Source organism: Maribacter dokdonensis DSW-8, assembly GCF_001447995.1.
Lineage (GTDB): Bacteria > Bacteroidota > Bacteroidia > Flavobacteriales > Flavobacteriaceae > Maribacter > Maribacter dokdonensis.
Genome location: NZ_LDPE01000001.1, coordinates 2,110,151 through 2,124,914, shown reverse-complemented (window position 1 = coordinate 2,124,914; position 14,764 = coordinate 2,110,151). Strand labels below are relative to the sequence as shown.

At 36.6% G+C, this 14,764-nt stretch carries 17 protein-coding genes; 4 read left to right on the top strand and 13 right to left on the bottom strand.

Annotated features, from left to right (window positions below; all coding sequences use genetic code 11):
* Positions 1–46: 46 nt before the first annotated feature.
* Together I600_RS09185 and I600_RS09180 are read right to left on the bottom strand one after the other, a co-directional pair.
* Positions 47–1,729 carry an ATP-dependent DNA ligase gene (locus I600_RS09185; protein WP_058104131.1) on the bottom strand — a complete coding sequence of 561 codons (1,683 nt, stop codon included), beginning with the start codon at positions 1,727–1,729 and terminating at the stop codon, positions 47–49.
* Complete coding sequence (locus I600_RS09180) at positions 1,726–2,751, bottom strand: ligase-associated DNA damage response exonuclease (protein WP_058104130.1); 1,026 nt, start codon at positions 2,749–2,751, stop codon at positions 1,726–1,728. The genes I600_RS09185 and I600_RS09180 overlap by 4 nt, the downstream gene beginning before the upstream one ends.
* A gap of 102 nt (positions 2,752–2,853) precedes the next feature.
* Between I600_RS09180 and I600_RS09175 the strand changes: the two genes are divergently transcribed.
* Complete coding sequence (locus tag I600_RS09175; protein ID WP_058104129.1) at positions 2,854–3,276, top strand: tellurite resistance TerB family protein; 423 nt, start codon at positions 2,854–2,856, stop codon at positions 3,274–3,276.
* Between the two features lie 55 nt (positions 3,277–3,331).
* On the opposite strand, the gene fbp is transcribed toward I600_RS09175, so the two are convergent.
* Positions 3,332–4,342, bottom strand: a complete 1,011-nt coding sequence (gene fbp, locus I600_RS09170) for a class 1 fructose-bisphosphatase (RefSeq protein WP_058104128.1) — start codon at positions 4,340–4,342, stop codon at positions 3,332–3,334.
* A 108-nt stretch (positions 4,343–4,450) separates the two neighbouring features.
* Here fbp and I600_RS09165 point away from each other — a divergent pair, with 108 nt between their 5' ends.
* The 3 genes from I600_RS09165 (at position 4,451) to I600_RS09155 (ending at position 8,132) form a co-directional block, all read left to right on the top strand.
* The gene (locus I600_RS09165) at positions 4,451–4,933 is read left to right on the top strand and encodes a GNAT family N-acetyltransferase (protein ID WP_058104127.1); all 483 of its coding nucleotides are present in this window, start codon (positions 4,451–4,453) and stop codon (positions 4,931–4,933) included.
* A 47-nt stretch (positions 4,934–4,980) separates the two neighbouring features.
* On the top strand, positions 4,981–6,228 hold the full coding sequence (locus I600_RS09160) for an aspartate kinase (protein ID WP_058104126.1): 1,248 nt from the start codon (positions 4,981–4,983) through the stop codon (positions 6,226–6,228).
* An 83-nt stretch (positions 6,229–6,311) separates the two neighbouring features.
* Entirely contained in the window at positions 6,312–8,132 is a 1,821-nt protein-coding gene (locus I600_RS09155) for a GNAT family N-acyltransferase (protein WP_058104125.1), read from the top strand.
* A 1-nt stretch (position 8,133) separates the two neighbouring features.
* On the opposite strand, the gene I600_RS09150 is transcribed toward I600_RS09155, so the two are convergent.
* The 10 genes from I600_RS09150 to I600_RS19585 form a co-directional block, all read right to left on the bottom strand.
* Positions 8,134–8,634, bottom strand: coding sequence for a GNAT family N-acetyltransferase (locus tag I600_RS09150; RefSeq protein ID WP_058104124.1), 501 nt, complete (start codon positions 8,632–8,634; stop codon positions 8,134–8,136).
* Between the two features lie 41 nt (positions 8,635–8,675).
* On the bottom strand, positions 8,676–8,999 hold the full coding sequence (locus tag I600_RS09145; protein WP_058104123.1) for an ArsR/SmtB family transcription factor: 324 nt from the start codon (positions 8,997–8,999) through the stop codon (positions 8,676–8,678).
* A gap of 79 nt (positions 9,000–9,078) precedes the next feature.
* Positions 9,079–9,525: an NINE protein gene (locus tag I600_RS09140; protein WP_058104122.1), complete on the bottom strand. Its 447-nt coding sequence runs from the start codon at positions 9,523–9,525 to the stop codon at positions 9,079–9,081.
* Positions 9,526–9,578: 53 nt separating this feature from the next.
* On the bottom strand, positions 9,579–9,965 hold the full coding sequence (locus tag I600_RS09135) for a VOC family protein (protein ID WP_058104121.1): 387 nt from the start codon (positions 9,963–9,965) through the stop codon (positions 9,579–9,581).
* Between the two features lie 6 nt (positions 9,966–9,971).
* Complete coding sequence (locus I600_RS09130) at positions 9,972–10,427, bottom strand: DUF1801 domain-containing protein (protein WP_058104120.1); 456 nt, start codon at positions 10,425–10,427, stop codon at positions 9,972–9,974.
* Positions 10,411–11,373: a 2-hydroxyacid dehydrogenase gene (locus I600_RS09125; protein ID WP_058104119.1), complete on the bottom strand. Its 963-nt coding sequence runs from the start codon at positions 11,371–11,373 to the stop codon at positions 10,411–10,413. The genes I600_RS09130 and I600_RS09125 overlap by 17 nt, the downstream gene beginning before the upstream one ends.
* Positions 11,374–11,383: 10 nt before the next feature.
* Entirely contained in the window at positions 11,384–11,749 is a 366-nt protein-coding gene (locus I600_RS09120; RefSeq protein ID WP_058104118.1) for a cupin domain-containing protein, read from the bottom strand.
* Between the two features lie 116 nt (positions 11,750–11,865).
* Positions 11,866–13,218 (bottom strand): magnesium transporter, encoded by a 1,353-nt coding sequence (mgtE, locus tag I600_RS09115; protein WP_058104117.1) that lies wholly within the window; start codon positions 13,216–13,218, stop codon positions 11,866–11,868.
* Positions 13,205–14,071, bottom strand: coding sequence for a 16S rRNA (adenine(1518)-N(6)/adenine(1519)-N(6))-dimethyltransferase RsmA (gene rsmA / locus I600_RS09110; RefSeq protein ID WP_058104116.1), 867 nt, complete (start codon positions 14,069–14,071; stop codon positions 13,205–13,207). Before rsmA ends, mgtE begins: the two co-directional genes overlap by 14 nt.
* 17 nt (positions 14,072–14,088) lie before the next feature.
* The gene (locus tag I600_RS19585) at positions 14,089–14,724 is read right to left on the bottom strand and encodes a DUF4286 family protein (RefSeq protein ID WP_074671506.1); all 636 of its coding nucleotides are present in this window, start codon (positions 14,722–14,724) and stop codon (positions 14,089–14,091) included.
* Positions 14,725–14,764: the final 40 nt, after the last annotated feature.

The window sequence follows — 14,764 nt, the reverse complement described above, 5'->3', positions numbered from 1 at the left end:
TATTTAGGCTTGTGAAATCAACAGATATAAATTAATTTTTCGTTTTTTATTTAACAGATTCCTTCGCTTCGCTCGGAATTAATCCCTTCAAATCATCCAACGTATTTGCTTCATGAATATTTTTATCTTTTCTCCAGCGTAGCATTCTAGGAAAACGGGTAGCAACACCACTTTTATGTCGCTTGGATAATGCTATACCCTCAAAGGCAATTTCAAACACGTGATGCGGAGTAACACTACGAACGGGTCCAAATCTTTCTAAGGTATTTTTCTTTATCCAAGCATCTAGTTTTCTGAATTCCGCATCGGTTAAGCCTGAGTATGCCTTTGCAAAGGTTACCAGTTCTTTTTCTCCTTCTTCATTATCCTTCCAAAGGGCAAAAGTATAATCTGTAAAAAGATTACTTCGCCTACCATGACCGCGCATAGCATAGGTAAGAACCGCATCTATGGTCAGTGGGTCAACTTTCCATTTCCACCAATCACCTTTCTTACGACCGACTAAATAGGGCGAATCTTTTCTTTTTAGCATTAAGCCTTCACTGTGCATTTCGCGAGAGCGGTCTCTTTCTTCAGCCATCTCTTCCCATGAATTAAAATAGATGGTTTTAGAGAGGTGAAGGGGGACATCACTTCGGCTACGCTCAGTGACCTCGTTTCGGCTAAGTTTAGTGTCATCACTTTGGTTTTGCTCAGTGACATTTTTAAAAAGATGTTCTAAAATTTCTCTACGTTCTATAAAAGGTAATTGGCGAATATCTTCTCCTTCCCATTCAAGAATATCATATGCTTTTAAAATTACCGGAACTTTTTTTAAAAGTGCGGCGGTTACGTTTTTTCTACCAATGCGGGTTTGTAAATCGTTAAAGGTGCCAATAGCACCTTTTGGAAAAGGTAGAATTTCACCATCTATGACCGTACCGTTTGGGATAACGCCTATGAATTTTTCAAATTCGGGATACTTATCCGTAACCAATTCTTCGCCACGGCTCCAAACAAATAATTCATTGTTTCTTAAGATCACTTGAGAACGAATTCCGTCCCACTTATGTTCTGCAGACCATTCTTGTATAACGCCTAAGTCTGACACTTCACCTTCAATGGCATAAGCCAAATAAAAAGGATAAGGTTTTGAAAGGTAATCGCTCTCATTTTCCTCTAAAACCAATTGTTGAAAAGTGATTTTATTCGGGTCCCAGTTGCCCATTAATTTATAGGCTAAAATATCTTCGTCAATTTGGGTGGCTTTTGCAAGGGCACGTGTCATTAGTTTTTGACTTACCCCAATTCTGAATCCGCCAGTAATCAGTTTAGTGAACACAAACCGTTCGTAATAGTTTAAAACACTCCAATTTTCGTAGAGATATGCTCTTTTTTCTTCGTCTGTCTTCTTTTTAAGGGCAATCATTTCTTGAAGAAAATCGGTTAAACTTTTGTCCGATGATTGGTCGGCTGCCGGAATGACCAAGGCGATAGTTTCTGCAAGATCACCAACAATATGATAGCTTTCTTCAAATAACCACAGTGGAATATTTGCCAGTTCTGAAGCCCAAGTTCTTAATAGCGTTGTGTTTACCGGTCTTGGTGGTCTACGATGCGATAAAATTGCGATGGTCCAAACCTTATCGGCATCATTGGCTTTTAGAAAATAGTCGGTCAATGCCTGTACCTTAACCGTAGTTTTGTTGGTACTATCCAAGGTTTTTATAAGCTGTGCAAAATTTCTCATACAGATGCGGTAGATTTTGAAGCTAATGCAGCTTCTGTTTCTTCTTCACCGTATTGCGTAGCTTCTGTACGGGCATCATAACCTTGTTCCCGTAAATATTTCGAGAATATATCTGTATAGCCATGTGTACAGATAATTTTTTCGGCGCCTGTGGCTTCAATACTTTCTAAAAGACCGGGCCAATCGCAATGATCGCTTAAAACAAAACCTTTGTCAATAGCCCTTCTTCGTCTTGCTCCCCTAAAGGTCATCCATCCGCTTGCGGAAGCAGTAACATAGGGTACCATTTTTCTGATCCAAGTACTACCATGGGCACTTGGTGGTGCCAATACAATATTGCCTAAAAGCTGCTCTTTTTTGGTGTCTCTGGTAATTAAAGTGGTCTTGGGAAAATCTACCAACGGTCTAAGAACCTCGGTCATATTTTCAATGGCACCATGGGTATATATTTCTCCAATGTCGGTATCTAGGTACTTTAATAATCGTTGTGCTTTGCCCAAACTATACCCAAAAAGTATGGATGTTTTACCTTCAGCTCTATTTTCTGCCCACCAATTGTTAATGTTTTCTAGAACTTCTGCCTGGGGTGTCCATTTAAATGCGGGTAATCCAAAGGTACATTCGGTAATAAAGGTGTTACATTTTATAGGTTCATACGGTGTGGAAATACCATCATTTTCAGTTTTATAATCTCCTGTAAAAACCCATACTTCATCTTTGTGTTCTACCCTAATTTGTGACGAGCCAATAATATGCCCGGCTGGGTGAAGACTAAACTTTACATTGTTGACCGTGAAGATTTCTCCCCATTCTTTTCCGGTAACATTTATTTCACCTAAACGATGTTGAATTATTGGTACGTTACGGTAGTGGGTTATATATTTCTTATGACCATATCTACTATGGTCTGCATGCCCATGAGAGATTATGGCGTGGTCTACCGGTTTCCACGGATCCAGGTATACATTGGCTTTTTCGCAATAAATACCGTTGTTGGTAAATTGTAATAAGGGAGTTTTCATAGCTTTGTCAAGTTACAAATTTTGTATTTTAACAAAGTTGATGTCAAAGTAAACTATGACCTCTAAAAAAATTATATTTGCTCAATAATTAAAAAATAAGATATGTCTTTTGCAGATTTATATACTAGCGGTGAGCACAGAAGAAATTTGGCCCACTTTGCAGCTTTGGCAACTTTAGCGTCAGTAGACGGTGAAATTAGTACAGAGGAAAGAAAAATGCTAGATCGTTTTGCTACGAAACTAGATATCACCAAATCTGAGTATGAGGAGGTTTTTAAGAAGGAAAATAAATATCCAATAGATTCAACGCCAGATTCCGAAAAAAGATTGGAGCGTTTATATGATCTATTTAGAATTGTTTATTCTGATCATGAAATTGATGACGAAGAAAGAATTCTAATTAAAAAATATGCTATTGGTCTAGGTTTTACCGGTGATAAAGCAGATAAGGTTATTGAGCGTTCAGTAGCTATTTTTGGAGGAAAAATTGATTTTGAAGATTATCTGTATCTATTAAAGAAATAATTTTTAGCCTTGAAAAAAGGGTAAAGAAAAAGGGAGCTAAAAGCTCCCTTTTTTATTAATGATATTTATCTAAAAATTCTTGAAGTTTTATGACCATGTTCTTACTTCCACAGAAGAAAGGAACCCTTTGGTGCAGTTCTGTTGGTTGTATGTCCATAATTCGATTTTTGCCGCCAATTGCAAGTCCGTTCGCTTGTTCGGCTAAAAATGCCATAGGATTACATTCATACAATAACCTTAATTTACCGCTTTCAGTAACACTACTTTTAGGGTACATGTAAATGCCCCCTTTGATCATGTTTCTATGAAAATCTGAAACCAAGGATCCAATATATCTTGAGGTATATGGTCTATCATCTTCTTCCATTTGGCAGTACTTGATATAATCTTTTACGCCTTGGTGAAAATGCACATAATTACCTTCGTTTACTGAGTAAATTCTACCATCTTCCGGGAATTGCATATTTGGGTGCGATAGGTAAAAAGTACCCAATGCAGGGTTTAAGGTAAAGCCGTTTACACCATCACCTGTGGTATACACCAACATGGTAGAGGTGCCATAAACTACGTAACCGGCGGCAACTTGTTTGTGTCCAGGCTGTAAAAAATCTTCCATTGTAACGGGAGTTCCAATAGGGGTAACCCGTCTGTAAATAGAAAAAATGGTACCCACGGAAACGTTTACATCGATGTTGGACGAGCCGTCTAAAGGGTCGATCAGTACTACATATTTGTTCTGGTGGTTATCATCGTTACTGTTGATGCTGATAAAACTATCTTCCTCTTCCGAGGCGATACCACATACAATTTCCCGGTTTTTTAATGTTTGAATAAATTTATCGTTCGCGAAAAGATCTAGTTTTTGTTGGTCTTCACCTTGAATGTTGGTTTCGCCTACGCCACCTAGAATATCAATTAGTCCTGCTTTGCTTACCTCATGGTTTACAACTTTGGCCGCTAATCTAATGGCATTAATAAGTTTTGATAATTCGCCCGAAGAGTACTGAAATGAATCTTGATTTTCAATAATAAACTCCCCTAGGGTCTGATTTCTTTTTGGAGACATTCTTTAGTTTATGGTTATATACAAATATCGTGTATTTTGTTAAACGTTTCATTTTCATTTTAATTACATTTTTTAAATTTATAACTTTGTGTTTTATTTGTAACAATTATGGAGTATATAATTAGAGTTGCCCAAGCAGGGGACATGGAACAAGTGCATCAATTAATTCAAGAATTGGCCACTTTTGAGAAGGAAGAACACGCCGTTGAGGTTAGTGTACAAGATTTAAAGGAAGATGGTTTTGGTAAACAGAAATTGTTTCACTGTTTTGTTGCAGAAAAGAATCAAAAAATTGTAGGTATGGCATTGGTATACCCAAGATATTCTACGTGGAAAGGACCGGTTATTCATTTAGAAGACCTGATCGTCACCAAAGAAATGCGCGGAACAGGATTGGGTACGGCGCTTTTAGATGAAGTGGTGAAGTATGGTGATGAATTAGGGGTAAGAAGAATTTGCTGGGAAGTGCTGGATTGGAACGAGCCTGCTATAGGTTTTTATGAAAGTAAAGGTGCCAATGTAATGAGAGATTGGGATGTAGTTCAATTAGATCAAAAAGGTATTAAAGCATATTTAAATGCGATTGCATAAGAAGAACTAAGGAAAAAGAAAATAAATAGATTAGATATAGATTGAATATGAGGGTTTTTAAATTTGGAGGAGCATCTGTAAAAGATGCAAATGCGGTTAAAAATGTAGTTAAGGTTCTAAGGGAAGTAGGGTATGATAATACGTTACTGGTAGTTTCGGCAATGGGGAAAACCACCAATGCCATGGAAGATATTATTAATGCCTATTTTAATGATAAACAAGAAATACCAGCTAAGGTTTCTGAGTTGGTCGATTATCATCATGCTATAGTGTCAGAATTATTTCCAAATGCTTCACATACCATTTATAAAGAAATAAAAGTATTGATCGATGAAATAAACGGCTTTTTGGTTTGGAACAAATCTCCTAATTATAATTTTGTTTATGATCAAATTGTAGGTTACGGTGAGCTGTTATCTACAACAATAATTAGTGCGTATTTAAAAGAAATTGGCATTGCAAACCAATGGTTAGATGTAAGAAACTATATTAAGACAGACAGTAGTTATAGAGATACCACTGTAGATTGGGAACGTACGCAAAAGAACGTTACCAATATTGATAAAAAGGTTCTTAACATAACGCAAGGATTTTTAGGCAGTGATGACAATAACTTTACAACAACCTTGGGACGTGAAGGTTCTGATTATACGGCAGCTATTTTAGCCTATTGCCTAAATGCGGATTCCGTAACCATTTGGAAAGATGTTCCAGGCGTTTTAAATGCGGATCCTAGATATTTTGAAGAAACACAATTACTTAACAATATCTCGTATAGAGAGGCTATTGAACTTGCTTTTTATGGGGCATCCGTTATTCACCCTAAAACATTGCAGCCTCTACAACGCAAGGAAATTCCTTTGCACGTAAAATCTTTTGTCAACCCAAAAGATAAAGGTACTACGGTAGGCAAGGGTGTTGGTATAGAACCAAAAGTACCTTGCTTTATAGTAAAGAAGAATCAGGTACTAATGAAATTATCCTCATTGGATTTTTCATTTATCGTAGAAGACAGTATTAGTGAGCTTTTTAAATTATTCCATCAGCATAAAATTAAGGTAGATTTAATTCAGAATTCCGCTATTAGCTTTTCTGTTTGTATCGACAATAAATTTGGAGGATTGGCTGCGTTATTACAACAGCTAAAAAGTAAGTTTAAAGTGGTACACCACGAGAATGTTTCTTTATATACCATAAGGCATTTTGACAATAAGGCTTTAGAGACCTTGCAAAACGGACATGAGTTGTTACTGGAGCAGCGCGGTACGGAAACCGTTCAATTGGTAGTGAAGTAATACAGTCACTATTTCACTAATTTATTATTGGTAGCTACTTTGGCTATTTGCCTATATTTACATTTTAAAATGAGGATGAATATATGGGTTTAGTCACCGCAAAAGAAATAGCCAAAGCCATTAACCTCTCCAAATATGGGGTGTTGGGAACCTTTGTTGGTTGGGTGTTAATGAAGGTTACACGTATATCGGCTATCAATAGATTTTATGATTCTATTGCCCATTTAGAGGGGGAAAGTTACGCCAATGCCATTTTAGAGCATTTTGATATTGACTATGAAATTCCTGAGGAAGATTTTAAACGTCTGCCTAAAGAAGGACCATACGTTACTATCAGTAATCATCCTTTGGGGGCAATAGACGGTATTCTGTTGTTCAAGCTAATGTTGCGTCAACGCCCAGATTATAAAATAATGGCGAATTTTCTTTTAGAGAGAATGGTGCCCTTAAAACCTTATATATTACCGGTTAATCCTTTTAATGACCATAAAGATGCTAGAAGCAATTTAGCCGGATTCAAGAAAACCTTAGAACATTTAAAGAATGGTCATGTACTGGGTGTATTTCCTGCGGGCGAAGTATCTACGTATAGAGACGGTAAGTTAATTGTTGATAAGCCTTGGGAAGAAGCGGTCATTAAACTGATCAGAAAGGCAAATGTACCCGTAGTACCCATATATTTTCATGCTAAAAACAGCTCTTTGTTCTATAGAATCTCTAAGTTGGGCGATTCTTTAAGAACTGCCATGATACCTTCACAGGTTTTTTCCCAAAGCAATAGACCGATCAAAGTTAGAATTGGTCAACCTATTTCATTAGCTACCCAGCAAGAACAACAAAGTATTGAAGAATATACTGATCTTTTGCGCCGTAAAACATACATGCTCTCTAACGCCTATGAGAAAGAGCGTTTAATTGATCAAATACCTACTTCACTCAAACTGCCCAAGCAACCAAAGAAAATTGCGGATGCGGTTCGTAAAGAGGTTATGGAGGGTGAAATTGAGAAGCTAAGGGAGAAGGATTGTAGGTTACTGCAGAGTAAGAACTATGAGGTTTTTTTAGCCAAAGAAAAGGATATGCCGTTTATCCTAAAAGAAATTGGTAGACAGCGAGAGGTAACGTTTAGGGCTATTGGAGAAGGTACCAATAAGGCAATAGATCTTGATGATTTTGATACCTACTATCACCACCTTTTTCTTTGGGACGATGATGCTAAATGTATTGTTGGAGCTTATAGAATGGGTATGGGGTCAGAGATATTTCCTGCTCATGGTATAGATGGGTTTTACGTACAAGATTTATTTAGGGTAGAGCCAGAACTCTATGATATGATGAAGCATTCCATAGAAATGGGCCGTGCCTATATCACAAAAGAGTATCAGCAAAAACCAATGCCATTATTCTTGCTGTGGAAAGGTATTGTGCATACTACTTTGCGTTTTCCAGAGCATAAGTATTTAATAGGAGGGGTAAGTATAAGTAACCAGTTCTCTAATTTTTCTAAGTCTTTGATGATCGAGTTCATGAAGTCCAATTACTGGGATCCTTATGTGGCGCAATACATTAGACCTAAAAAGGAATTTAAGGTGAAACTAAAGGATGCCGATAAAGAATTCGTTTTTGATGAAACCCAAGCCGATTTAAATAAGTTTGATCGCTTGATCGATGAAGTAGAACCTGGTAATTTACGCTTACCGGTTTTGATTAAAAAATACATTAAGCAAAATGCAAAGGTGGTGGCTTTTAATGTTGATCCACTCTTTAATAATTCTGTAGACGGATTAATGTATATTAAAATAGCAGATCTACCGGAAAGCACGGTTAAACCTGTTATGGAAGAATTTCAAGCTGAATTGGAGCGACGATTACTTGAAGGTCAAAATACTGATAACGAAGCATAATTTAATCTATACCAACAATTTTGCTACGCCTTTCAAAAAGCACGTTATCTACCCATTTGCCATGTAATTTTCCTATACGCTCGCGTTTACCTATCATTCTAAAACCTGTAGCTTCATGAACTTTTATGCTTCCATAATTTGTAGGGAATATGCCAGATTGTAATGTCCAGATGCCTTCTTTTTCACTTGCGATTATGACATGCTCCAATAACAATTTCCCAAGACCTTTACCTCTACTGTTACCAGCAATGTAAACGCTAATTTCTGCTACACCACCATAGACACATCTATTGGAAACGGGAGAGAGGGCAACCCAACCTAATATTTCACCATTGCTTTCAACAACAAAGCGGCAGTTTTTCATGTGGGCGGCGTCCCATGCTTCATAGGTTGGTGCACATGTTTCAAAAGTGGCAATGCCGGTTGAAATACCTTCTACATATATTTCTGATACAGCATTCCAATCAGTAGCCAACATTGCTCTTATGGTTATATTATTCATACTTTATTAGCTTTAATGGAATTCAATAATTTTAAGATTCATTAGCAACAATTACTTTTAGTAGTATTAAAAAATGAATTGAACAATTCCTGTATTGCTGTCCATTTTTGGAGATTTATACAGTAACAAACTTTTTTGCCTTCAATTTCACCTCTAATTAAATCAATACTTTTCAATTCTTTTAGATGCTGTGATATTGTTGGTTGTGCTAAACCTATTTCATCAACAATATCATTGCAAATACAAGCATCTTGCCGACTTATGTATTGTAATATGGCAATGCGAGCGGGATTAGAAAGCACTTTAAAAATAATAGCTAGATCATTTTGCTCTGCATTGAATATTTGTGTTTTCGTTAATCCCATAAGATATTTGTATATAGCAATATTACGATATTAATAAAATTAAAAAAAAGCCAGATAGATCATATCTGGCTCAAGTTTTTTAGAACCAAGGTTTTTTACCTACTTGGTACGTGTTATAAAATTCTTCGTCTGATTTTGTTAGGTAGATGATACCTTCAATTAATCCTATAACGTAAGGAATCCACACTAATAGTAGACCTATACCAAGACAGGACGTTGCGTAAGCTAATATTGTTACTCCTAAAAGAATAAAACCTTCTTTTTGGTATCCCAATATGAATTTATGAACCCCTAAGGAACCTAATATAATTGCTAAAATTCCTACTAAAACTTTTTTGTTTTCTCCTCCTGCTCCACTAAAAGCTTCTTTGGCTCCAGCAGTAAATTCATCGGCAGTTTTCTTGGCATTCTCACTAAATTCTTTAGCTGATTCTTTTGCATCTTCAGAAAATTCTTTGGCCGATTCTTTTGCGTTATCAAAAGCATCTTCAGCCTTATCTCCGAAATTTTTATTCTCGTCTGACATTTTAATTGTTGTTTGGTGGTTAATAGGTGTTAAATGTAGCAATTATTTTAACATCATAAAAATGCTTTATCAACTGGTTCCCAAAGTTCTATCTTGTTTCCATCAGGGTCTAAAATCCATCCAAATTTTCCATATTCAAATTCTTCGATCTCACCAATTACCGTGACTCCTTCTTCTTTTAAAACTTTCAAAAGTTCTACAAGATTCTCAACCCTAAAATTCATCATAAAACTAGATTTGCTAGGGTTAAAATAGGTAGTGTCGTTATTCATAGGGCTCCATTGTGTAGAACAGTCGTTTCCTTCTTTATCTTTCCACCAAAAAGTACAGCCATATTGATCGGTATTTAAACCTAAGTGTTTGTTGTACCAATTTTTTGAATGATCGGGATCTTTGGTCTTAAAGAAAAAGCCACCTAGTCCCGTAACTCTTTTTTTCATATCTATTTATCTTTTAATAGTATTTTCGTACAGATCAATCCAATTCTTTACGGTCATTTTAGTACACAGTTCTTCTATTAAAGAATACGGGATGTCATCCATACTTTTAAATCGTATACAGCTTTTGCCCATATCCAATTTACGTTTGCAATATTTGGGGTATTCGTCCTTAAACCAACTCATTAATAAGTTGTCTGCATAAATACCGGAGTGGTACAGTGCAATATAATTTTTTTGCGATGCCAAATTAATGAAAGGTAAAGGTAGTTCTGGTTGAACATGATAACCTGCCGGATAAAGCGAATGTGGCACAACATAGCCCAGCATACCATAACTCAATTGCTCTGTAAAGCCCTTAGGCAAATTGTTAAGTAAAATTGCCCTTAACTTTTCAATTACCTCTTTACGTTCTTGTGGTAATTGAGCAATATATTCGTCTGGTGTGTTAGCTTTGTACTTCATTGTAGCTTTCGAATTTTGCCTTTATTTTATCAACTACGGTTTGGGCCAATTTTATTTTGCTTTCTACCGTCCAACCGGCTACATGTGGCGATAGCATTACTTGGTCAGATGCAATTAAATACTGAAATGCCTCAGGAAGATTATCATCTGTGAACATGTTTTCAAACGAAGCTTTTTCATATTCCAATACATCTAAACCTGCCCCTAAAACTTTACCGGATTTTAAGGCATCAACTAAATCTTTGGTTTTTATACATTTTCCCCTGGCAGTATTAATGATCCAAATAGGTTTTTTGCACTTATCTAGATATTCTGCATCTATCATGCCTATGGTTACCTCTGTTTGGGGTACATGGAGGCTTATGACATCCACCCTGCTTTGAAATTCCATAATACCAACTTGGCGTGCGTTTTCATCTTCAACGCCGCCTTTAATATCGTAGCAGATCACTTCTTCCACATCAAAACCTTTTAGTTTTTTAGCAAAGGCCTTGCCCATGTTGCCATAACCGATAACACCAACTACTTTTCCTTCTAGTTCAATTCCGCGATTGCCTTCTCGGTCCCATTTGCCATTTCTAACTTCCTTGTCGGCAGTATTTAATTTGTTAAATAGCGATAAAAGCATACCCAAGGCATGTTCACCTACGGCATTGCGATTGCCTTCAGGTGCAGCTGCTAGAAAAATACCCAATGATTTTGCATATTTGGTATCAATGTTCTCAAGTCCGGCTCCTAATCTGCCAATGAACTTTAGATTTTTTGCTTTATCAAGAAATTGTTTGTCTATCGTAAACCTACTTCTAATGATCAGACCATCATAATCGGCTATTTTTGCTTCTATCTGTTCTTTTGAAGAAGTATAATCTTCATCGTTCGTAAAGCCTAGTTCAGCAAACTGTTCAATTATTAATGGGTGGTTTATATCTATGTGTAATACTTTCATTTATGTTCAATTATATTTTGGGGTATTCTGTCTTTGTTTTTTTGTCTATTACATTACCGGTATGTGCAATGCCTTGTTTTTCAAATAACATAATATGCACTTCCTCATTGTCTTTGGTTAAAGGGCAATGTTCTACACCTTTGGGTACAATAATTAATTTGCCTTGTCTTACCACTTCCGTACGGTCTCTAAATTGCATATATAGCGTACCTTTTGTCACTTGAAATAGTTCATCTTCATTGTCATGTGAATGCCATACAAATTCACCTTTAAGCTTAGCCAATAATACCTGCATATTATCCACGACACCAATTTTGTGTGGATGCCAATACCCATCTACAAGTTTATGTTTTTCTTTAAGATTAATGCTTTTCATAGGGTTGTTTGCCTTATCCTTTTTGAAGGGTATGGCAAAGAATGATTTAATTAAGGTAAAATTGAATACAGTAAGATACGTAAAGCCTTAGTATTCTAAAAAAGATAGTGGGTTAATTATATGCCCAAAATCAATTTTGCGATAGAGAAGTAAATTAATATACCAAAAATGTCATTACTAGTCGTAATAAAAGGTCCTGTTGCAATGGCGGGGTCAATACCTCTTTTGTCTAAAAACAATGGCACAAATGTGCCTATGAAACCGGCTACTACAATAACGGCGATCAGTGATATGGAAATTGCCAATGAGGTGGGAAAATCCCCTTTCCAAATCCAAGTAAAAATAAGCAGTAAGCAAGATAGGATAAACCCGTTCAATAATGCCAATAACATTTCTTTTATCAATCTATTACTGATGCTTCCTTTAATGTCGTCATTGGCCAGACCTTGTACTATAATAGCACTAGATTGTACTCCAACATTACCTGCCATTGCCGCTATTAGTGGTGTAAATAGAAAAAGTACGGTATACTCACGAAACATTTCTTCAAAACCGCCCATAATTACTGCGGCGGCGGCACCACCAAAAAGCCCTAAGATCAGCCATGGTAAACGAGCTCTAGTTAAATCCCAAATACTATCGTCTGCCTCAACATCTTGTGAAATACCCGCGGCCATTTGGTAATCTCGTTCCGCTTCTTCTTTAATGACATCTACAATATCATCAATTGTAATACGCCCCACCAACCTGCCAATTTCGTCAACCACAGGTATGGCTTCAAGGTCATATTTGCTCATAATCCTAGCAACTTCCTCTGGATCTTCATTAACGTTGACCGAATCTACATTTTTTATAAAAACATCCTTTATGTGGGTTTTGGTAGATGTGGTCAATAAGTCTTTTAAGGATAAACGACCTTTTAGTTTATCTTCATCATCTACTACGTAGATAGAATGTACACGGGTAACGTTTTCTGCTTGTGTGCGCATTTCTTTTACGCATGTAAGCACGTTCCAGTTTTCGTTCACCTTTACAAGCTCTTTTGCCATGAGTCCCCCTGCGGAATCTTCGGCATATCTTAAAAGATCAACAATATCTTTGGCATGTTCCCTATCTTCAATTTTAGAGATAACATCCTGTATTTGTTCTTTTGGTAGTTCACCAATAATATCGGCAGCATCATCTGTGTCAAGTTCTTCTAGCTCGCCCGCAATTTCCTTGGTAGATAAATTACTAAGAATAGCTTCACGGACATCTTCATCTAGTTCTGTAAGAACATCCGATGTTTTATCGCTGTCCAATAATTTGATCAAATAAGTTGCCTGCTCCTTATCCAGTTCATTAATGATCTCCGCAACATCTGCATAATGCACGGTCCCTAACATAGCATTTAGTTCAGCGTCATTATTTTGTTCAATGAGCTGTTCTATTTCTGAAACTAATTCGTCTGTAAGTTTAAAGGGTGTCATCTGCTATTTTCTTCGTCAATGCAATAAAATCTTCGACCGATAATTGTTCCGGTCTAAGGTCAAATATAGTGTCTTCTCTTAGATTATCTGATAAAGTGAATGTTTTTAAACTGTTACGTAATGTCTTTCTTCTTTGGTTAAAAGCTGTCTTTACTACCCTATAAAGTAGTTGTTCGTCACAAGGGAGTTTAAAATTTTCTTTTCGGGTCAATCTTAAAACGCCCGATTGCACTTTTGGTGGGGGGTCAAAGACATCGGCTTCAACGGTAAATAAATATTCGGCATCATAAAATGCTTGAGACAATACAGAAAGAATACCATAGGCCTTGCTACCTTCTGACGAACATATACGTTGTGCTACCTCTTTTTGAAACATACCCGAAAATTCTGGAATTTGATCTCGTAGCTCTAACATTTTAAAAACTATTTGGGTTGAGATGTTATAGGGGAAGTTACCCGTAATGCCAAACTGCTCATTGCCAAATAAAGTGGAGATATCGAAATTTAAAAAATCCGCTTCAATAACCTTAAAAGAACCTTCACCTTGAAATGCCTTTGGATGCTCTAGTGGAAAAGTTTCGTTCAAGTAGTTGATAGACTCCGTATCTAAGTCCATGGCCACTAAATTACTGTTGCGTAATAGTAGGTACTTTGTTAATACCCCCGTACCCGGACCAATTTCAATTACATTTTTATAGTCTTTCTGTAATAACGTATCTGCTATTTGTTTGGCAATATTCTCATCTTTTAGAAAATGCTGGCCAAGGTGTTTTTTTGCTTTTACGGGACCTTTTTCTTGATGCTTTTTTTGAGCATATTTATCTCCTTTGTATTTCTTTTTCTTTGTTCCCATAAATCTATTTTAAAAGCTTAAAATTTTGCAATATAAGCCCATGCTTTTTTGCCGGAAGCCAATTGAATTTCAATTCTTTCATACGCTTCGCCCTCGTATACATCGGCTTTTTGCAATTCTTGATGAGACAGGGTGTACACTTGGCCTTTAATGGAATCTTCCGCTTTTCCTGTATGTTGCAAAGTAGGGTAGAGGTCTGCTATTTTTTGGTCGGATATTATATATGACGGTAATTCATCTTCAAATCCGTTCAAAGGTCTTGCAAAAACTCCTAATTGAACTTCTCTTTCTTGTAAAGTGCCATATGTAAACAAAAAATGTGTTGCAGTAGCGCGTTGTACAAAATATTCATCTACAACTTCTAATTCTGTTTTGAAAGAAACCAACTGACCGGCAAATTTTTTCTGGATACTTTCTATGAGTGCCGGGGCATCTTCTTCATAGTAACGATCTAATGTTGCCTTATCGGGCACCGTATATTGCACGGAATACGTATAGCCTCCCATATCTTCTTCTACTAGAACCTTGGTGAATTTTGCGCTCAAAAATTTACCGGTAGATAGTACTTGTGGTATATGGGTCTCTTTCATCCATTGCAGCCAAGAGTCATGTGCTGTTTCCTCTATATTGGTGGTAACGTTATATATGTACATGTATTATTGTTCAGATTGAATTGCAAAGTTAGTTGAACTA

Bases quoted from the DNA above. Each gene is read 5' to 3' on its own strand.
- mgtE (WP_058104117.1), bottom strand. From the start codon at position 13,218: ATGACACCCTTTAAACTTACAGACGAATTAGTTTCAGAAATAGAACAG.
- I600_RS09165 (WP_058104127.1), top strand. From the start codon at position 4,451: ATGGAGTATATAATTAGAGTTGCCCAAGCAGGGGACATGGAACAAGTG.
- I600_RS09180 (WP_058104130.1), bottom strand. From the start codon at position 2,751: ATGAAAACTCCCTTATTACAATTTACCAACAACGGTATTTATTGCGAA.
- I600_RS09145 (WP_058104123.1), bottom strand. From the start codon at position 8,999: ATGGGATTAACGAAAACACAAATATTCAATGCAGAGCAAAATGATCTA.
- fbp (WP_058104128.1), bottom strand. From the start codon at position 4,342: ATGTCTCCAAAAAGAAATCAGACCCTAGGGGAGTTTATTATTGAAAAT.
- I600_RS09135 (WP_058104121.1), bottom strand. From the start codon at position 9,965: ATGAAAAAAAGAGTTACGGGACTAGGTGGCTTTTTCTTTAAGACCAAA.
- I600_RS09175 (WP_058104129.1), top strand. From the start codon at position 2,854: ATGTCTTTTGCAGATTTATATACTAGCGGTGAGCACAGAAGAAATTTG.
- I600_RS09140 (WP_058104122.1), bottom strand. From the start codon at position 9,525: ATGTCAGACGAGAATAAAAATTTCGGAGATAAGGCTGAAGATGCTTTT.
- I600_RS09185 (WP_058104131.1), bottom strand. From the start codon at position 1,729: ATGAGAAATTTTGCACAGCTTATAAAAACCTTGGATAGTACCAACAAA.
- I600_RS09125 (WP_058104119.1), bottom strand. From the start codon at position 11,373: ATGAAAGTATTACACATAGATATAAACCACCCATTAATAATTGAACAG.
- I600_RS19585 (WP_074671506.1), bottom strand. From the start codon at position 14,724: ATGTACATATATAACGTTACCACCAATATAGAGGAAACAGCACATGAC.
- I600_RS09120 (WP_058104118.1), bottom strand. From the start codon at position 11,749: ATGAAAAGCATTAATCTTAAAGAAAAACATAAACTTGTAGATGGGTAT.
- I600_RS09155 (WP_058104125.1), top strand. From the start codon at position 6,312: ATGGGTTTAGTCACCGCAAAAGAAATAGCCAAAGCCATTAACCTCTCC.
- I600_RS09160 (WP_058104126.1), top strand. From the start codon at position 4,981: ATGAGGGTTTTTAAATTTGGAGGAGCATCTGTAAAAGATGCAAATGCG.
- I600_RS09130 (WP_058104120.1), bottom strand. From the start codon at position 10,427: ATGAAGTACAAAGCTAACACACCAGACGAATATATTGCTCAATTACCA.
- rsmA (WP_058104116.1), bottom strand. From the start codon at position 14,071: ATGGGAACAAAGAAAAAGAAATACAAAGGAGATAAATATGCTCAAAAA.
- I600_RS09150 (WP_058104124.1), bottom strand. From the start codon at position 8,634: ATGAATAATATAACCATAAGAGCAATGTTGGCTACTGATTGGAATGCT.